21 protein-coding genes, 1 pseudogene and 1 riboswitch are annotated in these 20,865 nt (G+C 34.4%); of the genes and pseudogenes, 5 read left to right on the top strand and 17 right to left on the bottom strand.

All coding sequences use genetic code 11. The features are described 5' to 3' along the window. Window positions 1-96 precede the first annotated feature (96 nt). From MHH45_RS19750 to MHH45_RS19720, 7 genes are all read right to left on the bottom strand, one after another. A complete protein-coding gene (locus MHH45_RS19750) occupies window positions 97-1,896 on the bottom strand; it encodes a sensor histidine kinase (protein ID WP_077295548.1) in 1,800 nt (599 codons plus the stop codon). After that, window positions 1,893-2,582: a response regulator transcription factor gene (locus MHH45_RS19745; RefSeq protein ID WP_016116804.1), complete on the bottom strand. Its 690-nt coding sequence runs from the start codon at window positions 2,580-2,582 to the stop codon at window positions 1,893-1,895. Before MHH45_RS19745 ends, MHH45_RS19750 begins: the two co-directional genes overlap by 4 nt. 53 nt (window positions 2,583-2,635) lie before the next feature. After that, entirely contained in the window at window positions 2,636-3,256 is a 621-nt protein-coding gene (locus MHH45_RS19740; protein ID WP_016116805.1) for a class D sortase, read from the bottom strand. Between the two features lie 93 nt (window positions 3,257-3,349). Then, the gene (locus tag MHH45_RS19735; RefSeq protein WP_016116806.1) at window positions 3,350-3,751 is read right to left on the bottom strand and encodes an LPXTG cell wall anchor domain-containing protein; all 402 of its coding nucleotides are present in this window, start codon (window positions 3,749-3,751) and stop codon (window positions 3,350-3,352) included. 223 nt (window positions 3,752-3,974) lie between these two features. Beyond that, window positions 3,975-4,580, bottom strand: coding sequence for an N-acetylmuramoyl-L-alanine amidase family protein (locus tag MHH45_RS19730; protein WP_016116807.1), 606 nt, complete (start codon window positions 4,578-4,580; stop codon window positions 3,975-3,977). 287 nt (window positions 4,581-4,867) lie between these two features. Next, window positions 4,868-5,200 (bottom strand): hypothetical protein, encoded by a 333-nt coding sequence (locus tag MHH45_RS19725; RefSeq protein ID WP_088094367.1) that lies wholly within the window; start codon window positions 5,198-5,200, stop codon window positions 4,868-4,870. Window positions 5,201-5,388: 188 nt separating this feature from the next. Next, on the bottom strand, window positions 5,389-5,604 hold the full coding sequence (locus tag MHH45_RS19720) for a hypothetical protein (protein ID WP_139350076.1): 216 nt from the start codon (window positions 5,602-5,604) through the stop codon (window positions 5,389-5,391). 462 nt (window positions 5,605-6,066) lie between these two features. On the opposite strand from MHH45_RS19720, the gene hpt reads away from it, so the two are divergent. Beyond that, the gene (gene hpt / locus MHH45_RS19715) at window positions 6,067-6,597 is read left to right on the top strand and encodes a hypoxanthine phosphoribosyltransferase (protein ID WP_003201413.1); all 531 of its coding nucleotides are present in this window, start codon (window positions 6,067-6,069) and stop codon (window positions 6,595-6,597) included. Window positions 6,598-6,935: 338 nt separating this feature from the next. Then, window positions 6,936-7,115: a cold-inducible protein YdjO-related protein gene (locus MHH45_RS19710; RefSeq protein ID WP_006096330.1), complete on the top strand. Its 180-nt coding sequence runs from the start codon at window positions 6,936-6,938 to the stop codon at window positions 7,113-7,115. 188 nt (window positions 7,116-7,303) lie between these two features. Here the strand turns inward: MHH45_RS19710 and MHH45_RS19705 are convergent, their stop codons facing one another. The 10 genes and pseudogenes from MHH45_RS19705 to MHH45_RS19660 form a co-directional block, all read right to left on the bottom strand. After that, window positions 7,304-7,900, bottom strand: a complete 597-nt coding sequence (locus tag MHH45_RS19705) for a DedA family protein (protein WP_016116811.1) — start codon at window positions 7,898-7,900, stop codon at window positions 7,304-7,306. Continuing rightward, window positions 7,887-8,477 (bottom strand): class I SAM-dependent methyltransferase, encoded by a 591-nt coding sequence (locus MHH45_RS19700; RefSeq protein WP_006096328.1) that lies wholly within the window; start codon window positions 8,475-8,477, stop codon window positions 7,887-7,889. The genes MHH45_RS19705 and MHH45_RS19700 overlap by 14 nt, the downstream gene beginning before the upstream one ends. A gap of 144 nt (window positions 8,478-8,621) precedes the next feature. Further along, on the bottom strand, window positions 8,622-10,571 hold the full coding sequence (locus MHH45_RS19695; protein WP_016116812.1) for an ABC transporter permease: 1,950 nt from the start codon (window positions 10,569-10,571) through the stop codon (window positions 8,622-8,624). After that, complete coding sequence (locus MHH45_RS19690) at window positions 10,558-11,328, bottom strand: ABC transporter ATP-binding protein (RefSeq protein WP_003201420.1); 771 nt, start codon at window positions 11,326-11,328, stop codon at window positions 10,558-10,560. The genes MHH45_RS19695 and MHH45_RS19690 overlap by 14 nt, the downstream gene beginning before the upstream one ends. Window positions 11,329-11,887: 559 nt before the next feature. Then, on the bottom strand, window positions 11,888-12,694 hold the full coding sequence (gene metQ / locus MHH45_RS19685; RefSeq protein WP_088094366.1) for a methionine ABC transporter substrate-binding lipoprotein MetQ: 807 nt from the start codon (window positions 12,692-12,694) through the stop codon (window positions 11,888-11,890). Window positions 12,695-12,740: 46 nt separating this feature from the next. Beyond that, window positions 12,741-13,141: pseudogene (locus tag MHH45_RS19680) on the bottom strand (ABC transporter permease); the annotation flags it as partial. Window positions 13,142-13,239: 98 nt separating this feature from the next. Next, a riboswitch (SAM riboswitch) is annotated at window positions 13,240-13,349 on the bottom strand. 179 nt (window positions 13,350-13,528) lie between these two features. Next, on the bottom strand, window positions 13,529-15,103 hold the full coding sequence (locus MHH45_RS19675) for a putative ABC transporter permease subunit (protein WP_088094365.1): 1,575 nt from the start codon (window positions 15,101-15,103) through the stop codon (window positions 13,529-13,531). Next, window positions 15,093-15,809 (bottom strand): ABC transporter ATP-binding protein, encoded by a 717-nt coding sequence (locus MHH45_RS19670; RefSeq protein WP_016116815.1) that lies wholly within the window; start codon window positions 15,807-15,809, stop codon window positions 15,093-15,095. The genes MHH45_RS19675 and MHH45_RS19670 overlap by 11 nt, the downstream gene beginning before the upstream one ends. 141 nt (window positions 15,810-15,950) lie before the next feature. Next, entirely contained in the window at window positions 15,951-16,583 is a 633-nt protein-coding gene (locus MHH45_RS19665) for an SdpI family protein (RefSeq protein ID WP_016116816.1), read from the bottom strand. Further along, window positions 16,580-16,852 carry an autorepressor SdpR family transcription factor gene (locus tag MHH45_RS19660; protein WP_016116817.1) on the bottom strand — a complete coding sequence of 91 codons (273 nt, stop codon included), beginning with the start codon at window positions 16,850-16,852 and terminating at the stop codon, window positions 16,580-16,582. The genes MHH45_RS19665 and MHH45_RS19660 overlap by 4 nt, the downstream gene beginning before the upstream one ends. 207 nt (window positions 16,853-17,059) lie before the next feature. Between MHH45_RS19660 and MHH45_RS19655 the strand changes: the two genes are divergently transcribed. The 3 genes from MHH45_RS19655 (at window position 17,060) to MHH45_RS19645 (ending at window position 20,845) form a co-directional block, all read left to right on the top strand. After that, entirely contained in the window at window positions 17,060-17,755 is a 696-nt protein-coding gene (locus tag MHH45_RS19655; RefSeq protein WP_016116818.1) for a response regulator transcription factor, read from the top strand. A gap of 2 nt (window positions 17,756-17,757) precedes the next feature. Continuing rightward, the gene (locus tag MHH45_RS19650; RefSeq protein WP_016116819.1) at window positions 17,758-18,780 is read left to right on the top strand and encodes a sensor histidine kinase; all 1,023 of its coding nucleotides are present in this window, start codon (window positions 17,758-17,760) and stop codon (window positions 18,778-18,780) included. A 94-nt stretch (window positions 18,781-18,874) separates the two neighbouring features. After that, the gene (locus MHH45_RS19645) at window positions 18,875-20,845 is read left to right on the top strand and encodes an ABC transporter permease (RefSeq protein ID WP_088094364.1); all 1,971 of its coding nucleotides are present in this window, start codon (window positions 18,875-18,877) and stop codon (window positions 20,843-20,845) included. The last annotated feature ends 20 nt before the right edge of the window (window positions 20,846-20,865 follow it).

The following is a 20,865-nucleotide window of genomic DNA, read 5'->3' as shown; positions in this document are numbered from 1 at the left end:
AGATTTGAGACCATTAGATGTACTATTAATAAAAACCAAAAGGCCTTTCTCTACTGAGAAAGACCTTTTTCATTCTGTGTATTTAGACAAACCCTACTACACTTTTTTATTTAAATAGAAGTAAAACAACACACCATCTGCTGTATTATTTACACCATACTCTACGCCATGAAGTTCCAAAATATTTTTGGAAATAGCAAGTCCGAGTCCCGTTCCACCGTTTGAACGTTGACGAGCTGTATCTATACGGTAAAAACGGTCCCATATTTTATCTAATTGTTCTTCTTCAATATGAGTGCCTTTATTTTCTATACAAATCTTTATTTGATTTAGCTCATCTATTGTAGAAATAATAATATCCTCTTTTTCAGGTGTATAACGGATTGCATTCGTAATGAAATTGACAATTACTTGCTCAATGCGATGTTGATTTGCAACAACTTGAGCTGGAGATATGTGTTTGTGAATATGAAGTTGTTTCTTCTCTATTTCTAATGATAGTTGTCCACATATATGCTCAATGACCTCATCAATATGAAAAGTATCCATCTGCATTTTATACGTGCCAGATTCAAATTTAGCTAACTCCAGCATGTCCAAAATTAACATATCCATCTTATCCACTTCTTTTTCCATTGCCTGAAAATAATATTCTTTCTTATGTTCGGCTACCCCATCTTTTAGAATCGAAATACAGCTTTTCATAATACTTAGCGGTGTTTTCAATTCATGTGAGACACCTGAAATAAATTCTTTTCTCGTATTTTCTAGCTTTCTTTCTTTTTCAATATCTTGTTCTAATTGTTCAATATGTGTGTGCAATGTATTTGATAATATATTAATGTTGTTAGATAAATCGCCAATCTCATCTTTTGAAGTAATTGGGATTCTTTCCGAAAAATCTAAATGTGCAATTTTTTTCGTTGTATCATTAATTCGTAATAGCGGTTTTGCAATTTGTTTTGAGTAATAAAAAGATGCCAACAAGGTAAGTACTAGCACAAATGCAATAATATATACATAATAATCCTTTACCATTTGTACTGCTTCATCTACGGGCTGCAAGGACGCCATCGCGAATATATATGTTAAAGAGCCATCCTTTTCCTTTATCGGTTTAATTAATAATTTATATTTTATATCATTTTTTTCATAGTCATTTATTCTTAAGGCATCATTGTTATCTTTATTTTCATTTAACAGTAAGTCCGCTTGAAATTCTTTTATACTCTCCAAGAACAAAGTGTTTTTATAAAGTGGATTCACTATCCCTTTACTATCAGGTAGTTGCACTTTTGTAATAGTTCCCCCAAAACCAGTACTAGGAACTTGAGCAGCACTTTTCTTTTCCTCTTTCACCTTAGGAGCTATTTCATTTATTTTCTTATCTAATGGCTTGTTGGACCAATTTATACCCTTACTTAAATTTAATACAGCAGGAACAAATGTAGAATCTCTAACCATTCCATAAACTGAAATTTGCAACCCTGAAAAATGCGGCATTTTTTCATTTTCAACCTCTTCTATCCCCATAAGATAATAGAGAGGGATTGTAAGGTTTGTTTTTCCAAGTTCCTTCTGCGATAGCCGATCCAGCTTTACTTCGAAATAAAAATCAGTCGCATGTTTTAAATTCCCATCACTATCTAATGCTGTAATCCATGTATTATTTTCTCTATAAAAATCTTGTTCCAGTTTCTGAATTGCTTCTGTGTTACCATCACTATTCAAATACTCTCTCTCAAAAGAGCTTATATTTGTTTGAATATCACTAACTTTTCTGTTGGCATAATATTGTTTAAAAAATATCGTTTGTCCAATAAAAATCGTCGCTAAAATCAACATGCATAGTGCTGTTGTAAGAATAAATAATTTGAGTACAATCCCTTTGCTCATACATTCCCCTCAAATTTATACCCCATCCGAACAACAGTCGTAATGTACTTTGCTTTATCTCCTAATTTATTTCGTAAATTACGGATATGACTATTCACTGTCCGGTCATCACCAGCAAATTCATATCCCCAAATTCTTGAAATCAATTGCTCTCTTGTCAAAACAATTCCTTGATTCCGCATAAAATAGGTCAATATCTCAAACTCTGTATGTGTTAAATTAATGTCCACTCCCTCTATCGTAACGATACGTGATGGGAAATGAACACAAATTCCATGAATAGATAGCGTATCATTTTCATTACTTGGAGATTTACTTGTAAGTATTCGACTTTCAAGTAATCGCTTTGCCCTCGCTAGTAAAATAGGCGGACTATATGGCTTCGTTACATAATCATCCGCTCCTAACTCAAATCCAAGTAACGTATCATCTTCATCCACACGTGCCGTGAGCATAATAATCGGCACTTGAGACGTTTTACGGATTCTTCGGCAAACAGACCAACCATCCAATTCCGGTAACATGATATCAAGAATAACTAAATGAACCTCTTCTTCTTCAAACAAGGATAAAGCTTCTTTCCCATCTCTTGCCTCAAGTACTTTATATTGCTCATTTAGAAAATAATCTTTCAATATTTCGCGTAAAATATCTTCATCCTCAACAATTAAAATTGTTTTTGTCATATTCCCTTCCCCCTTCTCTCATTCTAAATAGCTAAAGACAGAGTACTATACTCTCATTTTGAATCAGTAGCAATCAATTTCGCTTCAATAATATATCGATCTGGTGCATCACCTATATAATCAAATGGATAGCACGTCGTCAGCGTTAATGTTGATTCTTCTTTCTTTACTATGACTGTGCGATCATCCGCATGTGTAATCCACATTTTTTGAATCTCATAACTATAAATCTTATTATCGTATTCCATAATGAGGTTATCTTTTTCTTTAAGCTCTCCTAGTTCTGTAAATACAGTATCGCGATGTCCACTCAGTACAGTGTGTCCTCCTTCAGATGGAGCTGTTGTCATATCACTAACAAACATACCAACTCCTTTTTTCAATGTGCTATCATTTGCTCCCCAATATATAGAGAACTTCTTCTTTATTTTGGGGATATTTAACATCGCGACTTTCTCTCCTTCTTTATATGGCATTTGAGAAGAAGGTACTTGAGAATTCACAGGTGTTTCAGTGGAATGCCCTTTTAATTCTATTTTTTCAAAATTCTTTATCTCTTCTGTCGTTAAATCTTGTGCGGAACTTTTTCCTTTGTACCATTCAAAAAAATAATACGTCCCCATAAGAATACCGACTATCATGAAAGCAAGTCCAATACGATTTATAAGTCTCACTTTAATCCCTCCATGCAAAAAATGGTAGGGATATCCTACCATTTTTAATATATGAAATTATCCCATTCTTTATAGACTAATTTATATTTTGTTTTACGCTTTAATTTTACGGCGCGTAAATCCAAACAATGATCCTAATGCTACAAGGCACGCGCTTAACGTCATCATTATTATGCTATTTGATGCTGTATTTGGTAGTTTCTCACCTTTTGTAGCTTGCACTGCCGCTTCTTTTTTCATTTGATCTTGTTTTTGTTGTTCTTGAATTCCTTCTTTTTTCATCTTATCTTGTTTTTGTTGCTCTTGTACTGCCGCTTCTTTTTTCATCTTATCTTGTTTTTGTTGTTCCTGCATTGCTGCTTCTTTTTTCGTTGTATCTTGCTGTACTTGTGCCACTTCTTCCTTTGTCATTGTCCCAGTAGACGCACTTGCTACCGAAGAATATCCTACTGATAAAAGTGCCATCGCACAGATTGGTACAAGTTTCTTTTTCATTTATATCTCTCCTTAGTATACTTTTTTCACATCGCATCGGATGTATTCATAGAATATATCTGGTATGTAAATATGAGATGCAGATGAAATGGATTTTTCTTAAAGATTCAATTACCTTCAAGAAATCAAAATTCCCTCTGCACACCTCTCTATTTACGGAATAAAAAGAGGCTGCCGAAAGTAGCTAATTCAACTACTTTCGGCAGCCTCTTTTTTTAAATATCTAGAGCATAACACCGTTATCTTTAAATGAATACCAAGTACCATTAATTAAGTGTTTGCCTATTGCCATTGCACCGTCAGATTTTAAATAATACCAGTTCCCAGATTCTTGCAACCAACCTGTTTTCATCGTACCATTCGGATTCATATAATACCAACCTGCATTAGTTCTTACCCATCCAGTTTCCATTAATCCACGATGAATATAATACCACTTATTCCCTTCTTTTACCCAACCTGTTTTCAGTGATCCATCTGGATTTGCATATACCCAACGATCTTCACCATCATGTATCCAACCAGTCTGCATAACACCATCATTACCTAAATAATAATCTCTTCCATTTTCCCTAACATAATCTTTTTGCACCATGATTCCATCTATAAAGTAATACCAATTTCCGTTATAACTTAACCATCCTTCATGAGCTTTTCCATCTTTATCAAAGTAATACCATGAATCTCCAGCTTTTACCCATTCCATTTTTTGTATAGCTTGTTCTTCTTTCGGGACAGCCTGATTCACATTTCCACTTGTTTCTGCATGAGAAACGGCAGGTACTAAAAACATTACAGACATTAAAACTAGCAAAATAATTTTTTTCATTTTTCCCAGTCTCCCAAATAATAAATTATTTTTTAGTTTCTATACCCTACAAGTAAATTATATTACGAATTATAGGTGTAAACAACACTTTTGTAATATAAATGTAATATTTTTATCATTTTTGTTACTTTTATATTTTAATAGTAACATTTTACCGTTACATCCTTACAATTAGTATAGATGTTTCGCTTTCACTAAATTCCTTTTTATCCCGCATGAATGGAAATTCATGCGGGATAAAAAGCATTGTAGATTCCCTCTACAATGCTTTTTCTGTGTCTCAGTGTCTAATTGTTACTTTCGCGTGAATTTAGAGTAAAAGGGGCTGGAGTGATAACTAATTGTCTCGGCTCAGTTTTCTTTAAGTGATTTTTGACGTTACACTTACGACGTTGGAAGGCCCATGCCCCTATAGGGTTTGTGAGAATGATCCTTTGCTCTTCATTAGGGGTCTCTTCTTTAAGATTACAACTCTCGCTCCATTTACACCATTTCATTGTAAACTGTGAAGAAGAATGATCGTTTTCTCGATCAAACAAGTGCAAAAGGCCCATCTCTTCATCTAGTACCATCGTATTACTAGTTGATAACAAAGCAAGGGTCGTCCAACGTTTCTCCATTCCCTCCTACTCCTTTTCACATATAGTGCCTAAAGCTTATTTTACCTAAAATGTGCTTGCCTTTTACCTTACATCTATAAGTTTATCCAAAAGACGACTACTCAACTATCGATTTTTCTTACAAATCACCTTACATTTTTGTAAGAAATGAAAAAAACCCTTCATCTAAACGAATGGAGGGTTTTTAATCATTTTTCATCTATATATTTTTTCATATCATCTAATCCAGCTTCATACAGTTGCAACATCATTCCATGAGAAATTGCTCCAAGAACTAAAGTCATCCCAATGAGTGAAATGCGAATAGCAGGAACATCAATTAAGTAAGCCAACATACCAAGAACGATTGTTAAAAGTAATGCTTTTATAAATGTAACACTTGTGTACTGTTTCTTTTTCATGATTATCCCCTTAATGGAAGCGTTTTCTTAATGTGATCAGTATATCATATCATCAGACTATTTTGTGGGGATTTTTGTAAAAAGAATGCTATTATAAAAATAAAGGAATTCCTCTAAGATAAATCAAATTCTTTTTTATTTCCTCACCTCTACTCTCTAACCACGTTGGACGAAAAATAATACTCTATATAAATCTTCTGCTTACTCTATTCTATTATGTTTATATCCGTTCACTACTTTCGTCATACAATATAAAAGAATCATATAAAACATAACTGGGATTATAATAATTCTTGGCTCTAGCATGAACGGATCATAAAAACCTCAAATCGAACTTTCATTTTATTTTATTCTGGCCTTCCTAATATAAACCTTTAGCCAATATGTATTTCTCTTTTTTGACTTTTCCCCTTCAATCCTTTACAGTCAAAATGTTCACAAGTTTTACAACGCAGGAGGATTCTAATGAAAATTGAAATAAAAGATACTTTAATCTCTGAAGAAGCATTACAAACAAAGGTAAAAGAACTAGCACTGCAAATTGAACGCGATTTTGAAGGAGAAGAAATCGTTGTGATCGCAGTACTAAAAGGTTCTTTCGTCTTTGCTGCTGATTTAATTCGTCACATTAAAAATGAAGTAACAATCGACTTTATCTCTGCATCTAGTTACGGCAACCAAACGGAAACAACAGGAAAAGTTAAATTGTTAAAAGATATCGATGTCAACATTACAGGCAAAAATGTAATTGTTGTAGAAGACATTATCGATTCTGGCTTAACACTTCACTTCTTAAAAGACCACTTCTTTATGCATAAACCAAAAGCATTAAAGTTCTGTACATTACTTGATAAACCAGAGCGTCGTAAAGTTGATTTGACAGCCGAGTATGTAGGTTTCCAAATTCCAGATGAATTTATCGTCGGCTATGGCATTGACTGTGCAGAAAAATATCGTAACTTACCATTTATCGCTTCAGTAGTAACAGAAAAATAAAACCACATACAACTTCCATCAATTTTTGATGGAAGTTTATTCATATCATCCACTACTATATAAATACAAATTGAAAAACCAACATAAAGCCTTTCTTTTTAGGTAGGAGAGCTCTCTCTTCATACACCGTGCCAAATTGAATTATTGCCAGGACATTTTACGATGATTTATAACCCAGAATTAGTATAATAGAGTCCTTGTTATACTTTGGTAATTTATAAAGTTCGCATTTTTATAAAATAAACATTATAATTAAAAATATAAAAGGTTGTTAACAAAAAACGTTAACAACCTTTTTATTTTTTTAGAAAAATTTTTCACTTTAGAGGAGTGATTGTATGTATTGGAAAAGAAATAATAAGCCTGTAGAAGATCCAGAAGAAATCGCTGTATGGGAATGCCAAACAGAAGATTGTTTAGGATGGATGCGTAAAAACTTTTCTTTAGAAGAAGAACCAAAATGTCCTTTATGTAAAGGTGATATGAATAGCGGGACACGACTACTACAAAAATTGTAAAGATTAGGTTCCATCTCCCCTACATTCCTCAATTATGAAATCCAATAAAGAGAAGATCCTCTTTCTCCTTATCTACAGTGCAAGTTTACTTCCTAATTATGAATTTGAAATAAATGATTGAAAAAAGCAGCTATTACTTAAAATAGCTGCTTTTTTCCTTACTGTCTACGAATATTTAGACAAGTAATCTATCCTATTACCTGATTTTTCTTTTGTATATATAAATATAAAACACTTGCTATGACGACAATTGTGCCACCAAAATAGAGGCCATACTTCGTCGCAAGTTCTACAATCGCCTCGATGTGTTTACCAAACATAGAACCAAGCATAAAATAAAGCAACGTCCACATAAATCCCGTCGTGTATGAATACAAAGCATATATTTTAAATGACATACGACTCATACCAACCAAATAAGGAACAATATGTCTAACGACAGGTATAAAATAACTTGTTACTAATGCATAATGTCCATATTTACCAATCATTTCTTGTGATTGTAAAAGATACTTCGCCTTTTTCTTTTTCATCAATTTATCAAGTACTTTATCACCAAAAACCTTTCCAAGTATATATCCTAAAGAGAGGCCGGATACGACACCTAAATAGGTTAATAAAAATGCTGGAATTACACTTAGTATGCCTACTGACGATACAAACCCACCACTCATCACAATCATTTCATCTGGAATTGGCATACCTACAATCCCAAACCATAAACAAAAGAATAAAGCCGCATAGCCATACTGCTCAATATAGGATAACAATTCATGTAATTCCATTAGGCGTATGACCTCCTAGCCTTTTTCTACAACTAAGAACATGTGCTGGAGGAAGATTCAACCAAACCTTTTTTAGTGAAATTTCCTGAAAAAAGGTTTGGATAAATGCTTTCCTTGCAAGCGAATATTGAAACGTAATAAACTCGCCGTCCTCACTTAATGACTCCATTACACTGGATAAAATACGAGATGATACTTCCGTTGGTAAGGATGTAAAAGGTAACCCTGATAATACATAATCAACCTTCTCTATTTGTAACTCCTTTATATATTTCTTTATGTTCTCCGCTGATCCATGTATAACCAAAACGTTTGGATCGTCCTTAAACTGCTTCTGTAACTTTTTGAAAAAAACTTCATTAATTTCAATCAAGATAAATATTGTATGTTCTTTTTTTCTCTTTATAATCTCTCTCGTGAATGATCCTGTTCCAGGTCCCAATTCTAGAATATACTTTGCTTCTTCGAAATTAATCGCGCCTACCATCTTTTTGGCTAATATGTTAGAACTAGGTGCAATTGCTCCAGTATTCTTTGGATGTTTCACAAATTCGGTTAAGAATGTAATAAGTTGCATCTCTAACCTCTCCCGTTCATTCAATATCGTCTAATATAGCTCCAAGTATAACTATCATTTTTTAAAAAATAACATGGAAATTTCTTAAGATTTTATGAAGAAATAAAAAACAGCTACCGCCTATAGCGATAGCTGCTTCCTTCATTACTTCGCGCTCACAATTTTATAGTAAGAACGAACTGTTAAGAAGTAATATCCAATGTAAATTACACTATATACTCCGATACTAATTAGTAGTGGGATTAATATTTCAAATGGTAGCAAGTTTGATAAGCCTTTTAATGCAAATAAACTGTGGCAAATCCCTACTACTAATGGAATTGTAAAGATAAAGCTTACTTGTTTTGCAATTGCTTTTTTCATTTCTTGTTTTGTAACCCCGACTTTACGTAGTACAACGTAACGATCGCGGTCTGCACTTGCTTCTGTTAGCTGTTTGAAGTAAATGATAGAGCCTGTTGCTAGTAAGAAGACAAGTCCTAAGAATAGACCGATAAACATCATTAATCCTGTTGCTTCCAGCATACCATGGAAACCAGTGTAGAAATCATTGAAAGGTCGCGCAACTTCTGATTCTCCAGCTGGCATCACTTTCTTTAATTTCTCTGTTAGCACTTTACTATTCTTCTCATCTTTTACATCGATATTTTTAACGATACGTGTGTCAGCTACTGCCTTCGCACTCTTATATACTTCATCTGGTACAACAACGAATAGTTCTCCTAAGTTCGTTATATTACGTCCTTCAGCACCTTTAATCGTTAATGTTTTCGCTTCATTACCAATCGGGAATACCGCTTTATTCCCTTTATATACAGTGCTGAACTCCTGCCCTTCAATATACATACCATCAAATACGAATGCCTCGTTAGCCGCCAAACTTACAGCCTCTACATCCATATTCTTTGCTATGTTATTAAATGCTGATTGCGATACAAGCTGATATTTCTCGGTAACTAAATAATTTGTATTCATACCCATATCTGCTTTTTCGCCTTTAAACTTCCCTTTAACAGGAACCATTTCTATTTCGAATTGGTTCGTTACAGGATGCTTCTGTTTCTCTTCACCCAAAATCGCATTTACTTTATTGTCAAGTGCCGCATCCTTTTTCTCGTAAGAATAACTGTGCGGCGCATAACCTTTCGTTTGTTTAAACGTGTTGTAATACATCGTAACAGACGTACCAACTGCAGTTAATGTTACCGCACTTAATATTGCAATAGTTGCTAGAGATTTTGCATTTCCTTTAATGCGGTACAGTAACTGTGACGTCGTTACCATGTTCATACCGTTATAGAAAGATGATTTCTTATGTCTTGCTCGTTTTAATACAAACACTGTAAAGAACATAAATAGTAAGTACGTACCAAGTACTGTTGCAAGTAGAATGTAAAGCGCAACTGTCATAAAGTCTGCATATTTAATAGCTTTAATATACATCAGTGATAAGAAATAACCTGAACCAATTAAACAAACTGAAATCAATGCCATAATCATTGATCCTTTTGGCATCGCTTCCCCTTCACGCTCCGCACGGAAAAGCTCAATTAATTTAAAGCGATAGATTAAACGATATCCTTGCAGTGATGTATAAAGGATAATCACAAAAAAGATAATTGCTGTATCAATAATTGCTCCCATTGGTACTTCAAAGTGAACATTTAAGTTTAGTCCCATCATACTTACTAATAACTCAAGGAATAACTTCGAAAGTACACTACCAATTGCAATCCCGATTACTAATGACATCAAACCCATCAGCATATTTTCATAAAATAACATTTTACCAATTTGTCTTTTTCGAATTCCTAGTAGTGAATAGAGTCCAACTTCTTTTTTACGTTTCCGTGTAAAGAATCCGTTAGAGTATATAATAAATACCGCTACGAAAATAATTAGCATCACACTGGAAACTTGGAATGCTCCACTAATTTTCTTAGAACCTTCCGCTGCCTTTTCCATTTGTGAATTATACTGAAGTGCCTTAAATGTAAAATAAATGACGATGCTAAAGATCATCGATGCAAAATATAAAAAGTAATCTTTAAAGTTCCGCTGTATATTGCGGAGGGCAATGCTAGATAACGTCATCCATTGCACCTCCGGAAATTGCGGACATTACGTCTACTACTTGTTGGAAGAATTGTTTACGAGTTAATTCCCCGCGGTGCAATTCTTTATATAACTCTCCATCCTTAATGAAGATAACTCGTTTACAATAACTTGCCGCAAACGCATCATGCGTTACCATTAAAATTGTTGAATTATCATATTCATTTAATGACTTCATACTTTCTAATAAGTCTGTTGCTGATTTTGAATCAAGAGCTCCTGTTGGCTCGTCCCCAAAAATCATACTTGGATTTGTAACGATTGCACGTGATGCTGCGCAGCGCTGCTTCTGTCCACCCGATACTTGGTATGGGAATTGACTTAAAATATGGTCAATACCAAACTTCTTCGCAATTTCAAGAACGCGGCGATCAATTTCATTTGCTTTCACTTTTGATAACGCAAGTGGTAATGCAATGTTCTCTTTCACCGTTAGCGTATCTAATAAGTTATAATCTTGGAAAATGAATCCTAAATGATCACGGCGGAACAATGCTAATTTATCATCATTCATTTTCACAATGTCTTTCCCATCAATTAAAATCTCACCGCTCGTTGCATTATCAATTGTAGAAAGAACATTTAAAAGAGTCGTTTTACCAGATCCAGAAGGTCCCATAATTCCAACGAATTCACCTTCTTGCACTTGTAAGTTAATACCTTTTAACGCTTCAAATTTATTTCCACCTGTATCATATACTTTTTTAATATTTTTCGCTTCTAACACTGTTTTCATCTCTATATCCCTCACTTCTTCTATTCTCTATTTTCACTATATCTAACTCCTACTCTTGCCACTATCGATGTTTCTTACACAAACATGACAGTTATGTAAGGGCGCTTATATAACTACAGATTGAAAAACCACATAACACCTAATCTTTAAGTGGGAAAGAGCATTCGGCCATGCGTAGAAGCGATTAGTGCCTTTTTCAGCCCCATGCCACGTGAAAACGAAGGTAGAAAGTGAGTGGGGATTCGCTTGTGTATGCATAACCGCGTTTTATATGTTGGTAAATCAAAATGAATATATATACTAGTAGAAAAACACACATTTAACTTTATGAAATAACTACTTTGTTACTATAGCACCCGGCTAACATACCATCTATTCATTCTCCTTACACGAACATTACATTTCTGTAAGGTTAAAAAATCCGGTACTGATGATTCAGCACCGGATTCCTTATGAAAGAGTAATATGAGTGATGTACTTAAGCTATACACATAAAGCAACTAACTCCTGTGCTTGATCTTGAAGAGCTCGCTCTCGAAATTCTCCATTCTTTCCAAAGTTATTCTTTTACAGGAATAACTGCACCTTTATATTCCTTATTAATAAAGTCTTCAATTTCTTTCGAATGCAATACTTCTACAAGTGCTTTAATTTCTTTTTTATCTTTATCGCCTTTGCGAACGGCGACTACGTTTACATATGGAGAATCATTACCTTCAATCGCGATTGCATCTTTCCTTGGATTTAATTTTGCATCAATTGCATAGTTAGCGTTAATTAAAATAGCATCGCCTTCTTTATTGTTATACATTTGTGCTAATAAACCAGGCTCAATGTCTGTTTTGAATTTCAAATTTTTCGGGTTTTCTGCAATATCTTTTACGGTTGCTTTTACAGGTTCTATACCATCTTTAATTTTCAAAATACCTTCTTTTTGTAAAATCGCTAAACCACGTCCATGATCAGTAATTGCATTACTCATAATAATTGTTGCTCCATCTGGAAGCTCTTTTAGGTTTTTATATTTTTGAGAATATATACCGATTGGTTCTATGTGTATTTTCCCAGCTACTTCAAAATCATATTTTTTATCTTTCATTTCTTTCTCTAAGTATGGAAGGCCTTGGAAATAGTTCGCATCTATTTCTTTATTCGCTAATGATTTATTTGGTAATACGTAGTCTTGGAATTTTTCAATTTCTAGTTTTACACCTTTTTTCTCAAGTAACGGTTTTGCTTTTTCTAAAATAACTGCATGCGGTACATTAGAAGCACCAACAACAAGCTTATTTTCACTTTTTCCTCCACAAGCAGCTAAACCAAAAATTGCCGTTGTAATAAGTGCTGATAGTAATAGTTTTTTCATGTTGTAAACACCCTTCTTCTTTTTTATGTATTTATTTTTTATCAATTCACGTTGTAACAAAATCACTAATCCATTGAATTAGGAAAACAACGAGTACTACACAAATTGTTGCAATGATTGTCACATCGTTATTCCTGCACTGAAATCCTTCTAAATAATCAAGTTTCCCTTTTCTACCAGCACTGATAACACCAGCCATTGCTGTATAGTCGTTATGGTAATACCAACTACTGGTGCTAGTAAGGATTCTAGAATTAATACCTTCCCAATAATCGTGCTCGTTTTGCTCCTATTGCTTTTAAAGCTCCAATAATTAAAGCTGGCAGTTCTGCACTTACCCCACGGAGAATCTTCGTAAACGGAATCGATAAAATAACTAAACATTCAAAATATCGAATGTATTATAGGATAAATATTACCATCGACTGTATAAATCGCTCTGTTTTCTCACAGAATATCCTTCACTCTCATTCGAACAACAAAAAACCCTTCTGCTTTTAGAATGAGCAGAAAGGTTTATATGCATATATCAACATTATCCCTTCCTCTCATCTCTCAAAGCATTTGCTTTGCAGGAATTAGCACCATTTCAACGTAAAAGTTGATGGTTGCTGGGTTTCACAGGGCACAGTCCCTCCACCTCTCTTGATAAGAGAAATCAGATTTAATTTTCATCCGATTTGAAATTTATGAAATTGTCTATATTTTATGAATTGAATTCTATCAATATACACTCGTTATATCAATAGGAATTTTCGCAAAAAACAAAACTTCAAAATATTAGCTTGATGGGTATGGGGTAGCACCTCTTATAAATCCCTTAACCAAAACCACTCATTTTATACTTCCTCTAGATTCATTGTTATACAGTAGCACGGTAATACTAGAAAGTATTGCAATAACTACAAAAGTAAATATCCTATAGCTCGATATCACAGCAGTACCTATAAGAAAGGCAGGAATGACTGCCAGAATCATGCCGCCAAACATACCAAGAAAAGCTCCCATACTCTGTTTCACTACTTGCGTTTCTGACACCCAATCATAATAAGCAAATCGGTTATTAATAAAAATCCCCCATACTGCTGAAAAAAATGAATATATGATTGGAGTTATTACGATTAAAATTGAAGTCCAAATACCTGGATTTAAACCTATAATCATAAGGATAGCGCTAATAATTGATGTAGGTATGCTGAGTGAAAGATTCATGAGAATCTTACTGTCATAAATCATTTTCGGTGTAAGAGGCAATGACTTGATAATCCATACGTTTTTCCCCTCGAGCGACAATGACACACACGTTGTACACGTCATTGCAATCATTGCTGAAATAACAAATGGAGCAACCTTTTGTAAAAGCGTTTCGATTCCAGGATATCCAATGAATTGACTTGGCCCTACTATAATGACTGCAAGTGAGAATATGACTGCCATGACAACTCCCATACCGATATTAATCACATATACTGTAGAAGAAAAGAAACGCTTCCGTTCTTTTTTATATAATGCAATCAACACTTTTTCTTTCTTCATATGATCAATCTTGTAATCGGAACGCGTATGGTACGTAGAAACTCCTGTATTGATTTGCTTATATTTAAGCGAGAGTATTTTTACAAAAAGATAATACCAAATAACTGATATGCTGACAAAAAGAATAAAAGCTCCTATATTCGCATCGACAATTGCTTTTTGAAAAATGTTAGCTAGCGGATACACTTTAGTCAATTGTTCCGAAAGGACTGCTCCAATCCCTTCCAAATCAGTCAGGCTATATTTCGTATTTCCCTGCTTGAACATAAAGTAGCCAAATATAATAATTGCCATAAAACTTAAAACGGTAGTGACTCGATTCGCATGTCTAAACTTAGATGCTATCGCCGTAATGCATGCACCAAAAACAGCCGCAATTGTTGTTGGAATTAAAGATACTGTAAACAGAGTTATGATCCACATTACATAGAAAGATATTGACGGATTCTCATATATACAATAAATAATCCCCATCGGTAGCATGATGACCATTGAAAAGACAGTATTTAATACGTACAAATACAAAAATCTACTAGCAATAATCGTATCTACACGAATCGGTAAAGACATAACAAAATCATAATCCTTAAAGGCAAAAATTTCACCATTCGCCTTAAACATAGTGAAAAACAAAACTAATATACTGCTAATAACAAATGCATAGACCGGAATGACTTCTCCTATCCCAAGTTTGATTAATCCATATGCCCCGCTTCCACAATATAGCATCAACATGACAAAAACCAATGCAATGGTTGCTGAAATTAAAATTTTATTCTGCTTCTTTTTCTTATCTTTTTCATATTTAAACGTATTGAGGCCGAGCTGCGTGATGAAACGAATTTTTAAAAGGGCCAGCATATTACTTCTCATCGGCAAGCACCTTCATAAAGAGCTCTTCTAATGAATTTCCCTTGATTAAAGACTTTACTTCCCCCGAGATTGCTAGTTTCCCTTTGTGAATCATCGCTATCTTATTGCATAACTTCTCTGCTACATCTAATACATGAGTAGAAAAGAAAATCGCACTGCCTGATTCACAAAGTTCCTTCATCATCCCCTTAAGTACAAGAGCCGCCTTTGGATCGAGACCAACAAAAGGCTCATCTAAAACTAATAATTTTGGATGATGCACAACTGCTGATATAATCGCTACTTTTTGTTTCATACCGTGTGAGTAGGAGGATATTAAATCCCCCAAATATGGTGTAATCTCAAAAGCATCTCCATATGTTTGTATCCGTTCTTCTCTGTCCTTTACAGACACCCCAAAAACATCCGCCACAAAGTTCAAATATTGAATCCCTGTTAGTTGTTCATATAAATCTGGATTATCAGGAATGTATGCCATGACCTTCTTACACGTAATCGGGTCCTTTTTTACTGAATGCCCATCAACAAAAATTTCGCCCTCCTCAAAGTCTATAACACCTACTAGCGACTTAATCGTCGTACTTTTCCCAGCGCCATTATGTCCAATAAACCCAAAAATATCTCCCGCTTGAACAGTTAAACTCAAATCATCTACTGCTTTTTTGCCACCTTTGTAGGTTTTGCTAAAATTTATGATTTCTAACATACTCTCTCCCCCAAACGATTTAGACTCACATATAACAAAACTGAATATTCAGACCTATATAATTAAAATGATACGCAATAAGACTTCATCCTCACCACATATCATTACTTGCAAACGTCCTTACAGAATCGTATCTACTATTTATAGTTGTTCCTTTTTATATAAAATATAAGAATATCCATTCGTCAACACCACAGCTACTAGTATCATTGTAAGCATCATATAAGACCTCCAACTAGCTGGCACAACAATACTTACGATCATCATAAGTCCTAAAATTACAAATACCTTCCCACTAAAACGGTGTGTTTTGCGCCATACTTCTTCATTACTCAATGTCCATGGGTTACGCATACCCACAAAGAAATTCGGTTTACACTGCGGTAAATAATTACCAATAATTAAAAATAAAATTCCAACAAGTAATTCGGGGATCCGATTAATAAATAATTTATACCCTAAGCCATTTGTAATGATATCTATGTTTCCGATAAATAAGACAACTAGCAGGCTATTATTTATCATCATTAAAGCTTTAGAAAATTTTTCATAGTTTTCTTTCTTTGGATCAATCTTTTGTAAAACATTTAGAAATACATAACAACCAATCATGATACCAACCATAGACATCATTCCAGTTAATTTCGAAGAAAATCCATCAGCGGTCCCGCCGCTCCAATGGGTTGCGATTGTATCTGGCAAGTATGGCCAAGAAATTGCCCATGCTACACATGTTATAAGAATTAGTATGATTGCCAAAAGATGCTTTTTCATTTCCCCTCTCCCCCTTTATTCGTAAACGTAAACACCCAAGTTAATAAATCTTGAAAAACAGTAGTATTTAAGGAATACACAACAAATTGTCCTCTTTTTTCATCTTGTATAAGTTCCGCGTTTTTAAGTGCACTTAAATGATGTGAAATACTTGGCTTTGTCATATTGAAGTGTTCGGCGATTTCTCCAGCCGTTAAATCGCCTTCTTTTAATAAATCTAATATTTTTCGCCTTGTTGGATCTGCTAATGCTTTAAATGCTTGGTTCAATGTCTTTCTTCCTTTCACTAATTAGACATTTAGATATTTATCTAAATGTTAAAATAAAAAACGTTTATTGTCAATTAAATCCATAACCCTTTTTGCTTTTTCCACTTTTATCCTATACTGTTTACTAGCACTCGTTTCAAGGTAATGAAAAGACAAGAAACACATGGTACACTATAGCTACAATTGTTTTTTAGGAGGAATATACATATGTATAAAATTTTAATTGTTGAAGACGATCCAAATATCTCATCTTTACTTCAGTCTCACATTCAAAAATATGGTTATGAGGCTGTTGTCGCTGATAACTTTGATGATATTATGGATTCTTTTAATAGAGTGAAACCACACCTAGTACTTCTAGATGTCAACTTACCGAAGTTCGATGGCTTCTACTGGTGCCGTCAAATTCGTCATGAATCTACTTGCCCGATTATTTTCATTTCTGCTCGTGCTGGTGAGATGGAACAAATTATGGCGATTGAAAGCGGTGCGGATGATTATATTACAAAACCATTCCACTACGATGTTGTAATGGCGAAAATTAAAGGTCAATTACGCCGTATTTATGGTGATTATGCTCCAAATATTTCTGAGCGTATTGTTGAAGTAGAAGGTTTGAAATTATTTCCTGAACGACCAGAAATCCATTTTGGAACGGGGCAAGTTCTTCTTACAAAGAAAGAAGCTATCTTGGCGGAAATGTTATTATCGAAACACCCTCGTACAGCAAACCGCGAAGATCTATTAGCTGCACTTTGGGACGATGAAAGCTTCGTTGAAGAAAACACATTGAATGTAAACATTACACGTCTTCGTAAGAAATTTAATGAGCTTGGTATTGAAAATGCAATTGAAACAGTACGCGGATTAGGGTATCGTTTTAACGCAACTTGGAGTGAATAAGAATGAAGTTATTTTTGCGTGATCATTTTGCGTTTTTTCTATTATATGCACTAAACTTCGGTATCATTTTTATTCTCTATGATGCTGTAGATGGATTCCAAAACAACAAATTCTACTTTATTGTATTAAGCTTATATTTATTTATTTGCTTTCTCGCTTATCGCTATGTTCGCAACCGCAGAATGTACCACAGATTAAGTGAGCCACCAGAAAAAATGGAAGATGCGTTTATTGAAAGAGCAACTGCCCCAATGCCACACGGCGTAAATGAGCTTGTTCGGACTCAGTATCGTCTATTCCAAAAAGAACTGCAATCATATGAAGTCAAACAACAAGAACACCAATTGTTTATTAATCACTGGGTACATCAAATGAAAACGCCAGTTTCTATTATGCAGCTGATGGTACTAGAAATGGAAGATGAACATCTCATTCCGAAGTTTAAGAAAGAACTAGAAAGATTAAATCAAGGACTTGATATGGCGTTATATATGGCGAGGCTGAATAACTTCCACGAGGATTTCCATGTAGAAACACTCTCCTTAAAAGATGCTGTAACGAAAAATATCAATGGCTTAAAGGAACTCTTTATTCGCAACGGAGTCTTCCCTGTTTTAGAAGTTCATTCCGATCTTAAAGTTGCTTCGGACGCAAAATGGTTAAAGTTTATCATTTACCAATTAATGACAAATGCTGTTCGTTATTCTGGTGAACGCGGAAAGAAAGTCTTCTTGTCTGCTTATCGAAATGGAAAAGATATTATTTTAGAAGTTCGTGATGAAGGTGTTGGTATCCCTCAGGAAGATGTTCGAAGAGTATTTGAACCATTTTACACAGGGAAAAATGGACGTACTTTCGGAGAATCAACTGGTATGGGGCTTTATATTGTCAGTAAAATTTGCTCTTATTTAGGTCATTCCGTGAAGTTAGACTCTGAAGTAGGCAAAGGAACTAGCATTAAAATCATCTTCCATAACGCTTTAAATCATCAAGCAGACGGCTCGGGGAAGGTGATTGAAGAATGAACATACACAATTTCAACAAAATGTATGAGAACTCACTCTCATACATTTTTTGCAACATGACTACATCTTTTTCTTCTAGTTGGAGGTATACAGCATGACTTTTTGGCAGTTTGCATTTAAAAACGTAACGCGAAATTCCCGTGCTTATTTTGCCTACTTTTTAAGCAGTGCGTTTTCCATTGCCATTTTCTTTTCGTTTGCAGTATATTTATTTCATCCTCGGTTACAAAATTTAAGTACAGTTGATGGAATTACAGGGTTAATGGTATTTTCAGAAGTGGTCATTGTGTGCTTTTCCTTTTTCTTTCTGCTTTATTCCATCGGCACTTTCTTAAAAGTTCGTAAAAAACAATTTGGAGTTTTAACCGTTTTAGGAATATCGAGAAAGCAATTAAAACGTCTTGTTTTTATGGAAAATATGTTAATTGGGATATTGTCCATCTTTGTTGGCATTCAACTCGGACTCGTATTCTCACAATTTTTCTTATTAGTAACAGCAAAAATTACACACGTTCCAGGATTGTATTTATATTGGCCTACAGGAGCCATCATTTTAACAACAACAACCTTTCTTGGACTCTTTATCATTGTTTCTGCTTTTACTCCTATGCTCATTCGCACACGAAAAGCAGTACGCCTTTTAAAAGAAGGAAAAGTAAAGCAAAAAGAGCGAAAACCATCTATACTTATTTCTTTATTTGGTGCTCTATGTTTGCTATCGGGATATGTACTAGCCGGAAATCCACAGTTCTTTTTATCGCTCGGTATAGACATAGGATCGATTTACATGTTCTCTAGTATTTTCGTCATTCCGTCACTTGTGGCAATTGGAACATACCTTTTCTTTTCACAAATTTGCTTCCTGCTCATTCGCATTTTGAAAACAAGACGAAAATTTTACATGAAGCGAATTAATATGCTGTGGATTTCAGACTTGGCAAGCCGTATTCGAACAAATATTAATATGCTTTTTATTGTAGCTATGTTATCTACTCTCGCATTTACAATGATTACATTCATATATGGGTTTGGGAAATTTATAAAATTGGAGGTAGCCAAAAATAGTCCATTCCCATTTACCTACCTTTCATATGATGCTAATCCCATGGCCTCTCAACATATAGACTGGTTAGAAAAGCGACTGAGCAAAGAAGAGTTTACATATAAAACGTTTAAAACCGATTTATATGCAGTGTCATTGAAAGAAGATAAAACGACTCCCTATGAAAGAGAAGTGTATGTATTAAAGCAAAGTGACTATAACCAGCTTGCTACTGCTTTAAATCTCAAACGCCTTTCTGTAAAGGGGAATGAAACATACATCCTTCCTGGACATGGATATCAAAACTTGCTAGGCCCTCTGGAGGGACAGGTCGAACAAAAAAACGTTACACTTTCTCAAAATTCCTTTACCTTACATGTAAAGGGATTTGAAACTTTTAGTGTAATCCCAACTGGACTGGCATCACAATTGTTAATTTTATCTGATGATACAGTACGCTCCTTATCGAGTAGCATCAAACATATGGAACTGTATAGCGTTCAAGTACAAAATTGGGAAAAAACACATGTAATCGCAGCGGAATTTATAACAAAATTGCAGAAAGACCGAGAGAGTATCGCATCTAAAGAGCCTTTATATATCATGGAGGAAGCGAGTAATTCGCTATACGAAATCAAATTAGGCGCCGCTTCTTTCTTCTTTATCGGTACGTTCCTTGGTGTCATTTTCTTCATCGGAGCTGGAAGTGTACTTTACTTCCGAATGTATACGGATTTAACAAATGAACAAGAAAAATATATTACCGTTACAAAAATCGGTTTAACGGAATCTGAAATGAAACGCTCAGCTACCATTCAGCTTGCGATCTTATTCTTTGTTCCCTATATTATGGCCTCCATCCATACGATGTTTGCTACAAAGATGTTACAAGAGATCATAAACCTATCATTATTTGCTGAAGTTACGGTTGTCCTTACGATTTTTGGAACGATTGAAATTCTCTTTTTCTTATTAATTCGTTCCCTATATATGCAAAAATTATCTCAGCATATTAAGTTTTAAGAAATAGAAAGGTGATTTTT

Source organism: Bacillus sp. FSL K6-0042 (assembly GCF_038006685.1).
Taxonomy (GTDB): domain Bacteria; phylum Bacillota; class Bacilli; order Bacillales; family Bacillaceae_G; genus Bacillus_A; species Bacillus_A pseudomycoides.
Note: the sequence above shows the minus strand (reverse complement) of the source record. Positions and strands in the feature narration are given on the sequence as shown.

Bases quoted from the DNA above. Each gene is read 5' to 3' on its own strand.
- MHH45_RS19690 (WP_003201420.1), bottom strand. From the start codon at position 11,328: ATGAAAACAGTGTTAGAAGCGAAAAATATTAAAAAAGTATATGATACA.
- MHH45_RS19705 (WP_016116811.1), bottom strand. From the start codon at position 7,900: ATGGAATTACATGAATTGTTATCCTATATTGAGCAGTATGGCTATGCG.
- MHH45_RS19745 (WP_016116804.1), bottom strand. From the start codon at position 2,582: ATGACAAAAACAATTTTAATTGTTGAGGATGAAGATATTTTACGCGAA.
- MHH45_RS19710 (WP_006096330.1), top strand. From the start codon at position 6,936: ATGTATTGGAAAAGAAATAATAAGCCTGTAGAAGATCCAGAAGAAATC.
- MHH45_RS19665 (WP_016116816.1), bottom strand. From the start codon at position 16,583: ATGAAAAAGCATCTTTTGGCAATCATACTAATTCTTATAACATGTGTA.
- MHH45_RS19735 (WP_016116806.1), bottom strand. From the start codon at position 3,751: ATGAAAAAGAAACTTGTACCAATCTGTGCGATGGCACTTTTATCAGTA.
- MHH45_RS19725 (WP_088094367.1), bottom strand. From the start codon at position 5,200: ATGGAGAAACGTTGGACGACCCTTGCTTTGTTATCAACTAGTAATACG.
- MHH45_RS19730 (WP_016116807.1), bottom strand. From the start codon at position 4,580: ATGAAAAAAATTATTTTGCTAGTTTTAATGTCTGTAATGTTTTTAGTA.
- MHH45_RS19750 (WP_077295548.1), bottom strand. From the start codon at position 1,896: ATGAGCAAAGGGATTGTACTCAAATTATTTATTCTTACAACAGCACTA.
- hpt (WP_003201413.1), top strand. From the start codon at position 6,067: ATGAAAATTGAAATAAAAGATACTTTAATCTCTGAAGAAGCATTACAA.
- MHH45_RS19670 (WP_016116815.1), bottom strand. From the start codon at position 15,809: ATGTTAGAAATCATAAATTTTAGCAAAACCTACAAAGGTGGCAAAAAA.
- MHH45_RS19675 (WP_088094365.1), bottom strand. From the start codon at position 15,103: ATGAGAAGTAATATGCTGGCCCTTTTAAAAATTCGTTTCATCACGCAG.
- MHH45_RS19655 (WP_016116818.1), top strand. From the start codon at position 17,060: ATGTATAAAATTTTAATTGTTGAAGACGATCCAAATATCTCATCTTTA.
- MHH45_RS19645 (WP_088094364.1), top strand. From the start codon at position 18,875: ATGACTTTTTGGCAGTTTGCATTTAAAAACGTAACGCGAAATTCCCGT.
- MHH45_RS19700 (WP_006096328.1), bottom strand. From the start codon at position 8,477: ATGCAACTTATTACATTCTTAACCGAATTTGTGAAACATCCAAAGAAT.
- metQ (WP_088094366.1), bottom strand. From the start codon at position 12,694: ATGAAAAAACTATTACTATCAGCACTTATTACAACGGCAATTTTTGGT.
- MHH45_RS19650 (WP_016116819.1), top strand. From the start codon at position 17,758: ATGAAGTTATTTTTGCGTGATCATTTTGCGTTTTTTCTATTATATGCA.
- MHH45_RS19695 (WP_016116812.1), bottom strand. From the start codon at position 10,571: ATGACGTTATCTAGCATTGCCCTCCGCAATATACAGCGGAACTTTAAA.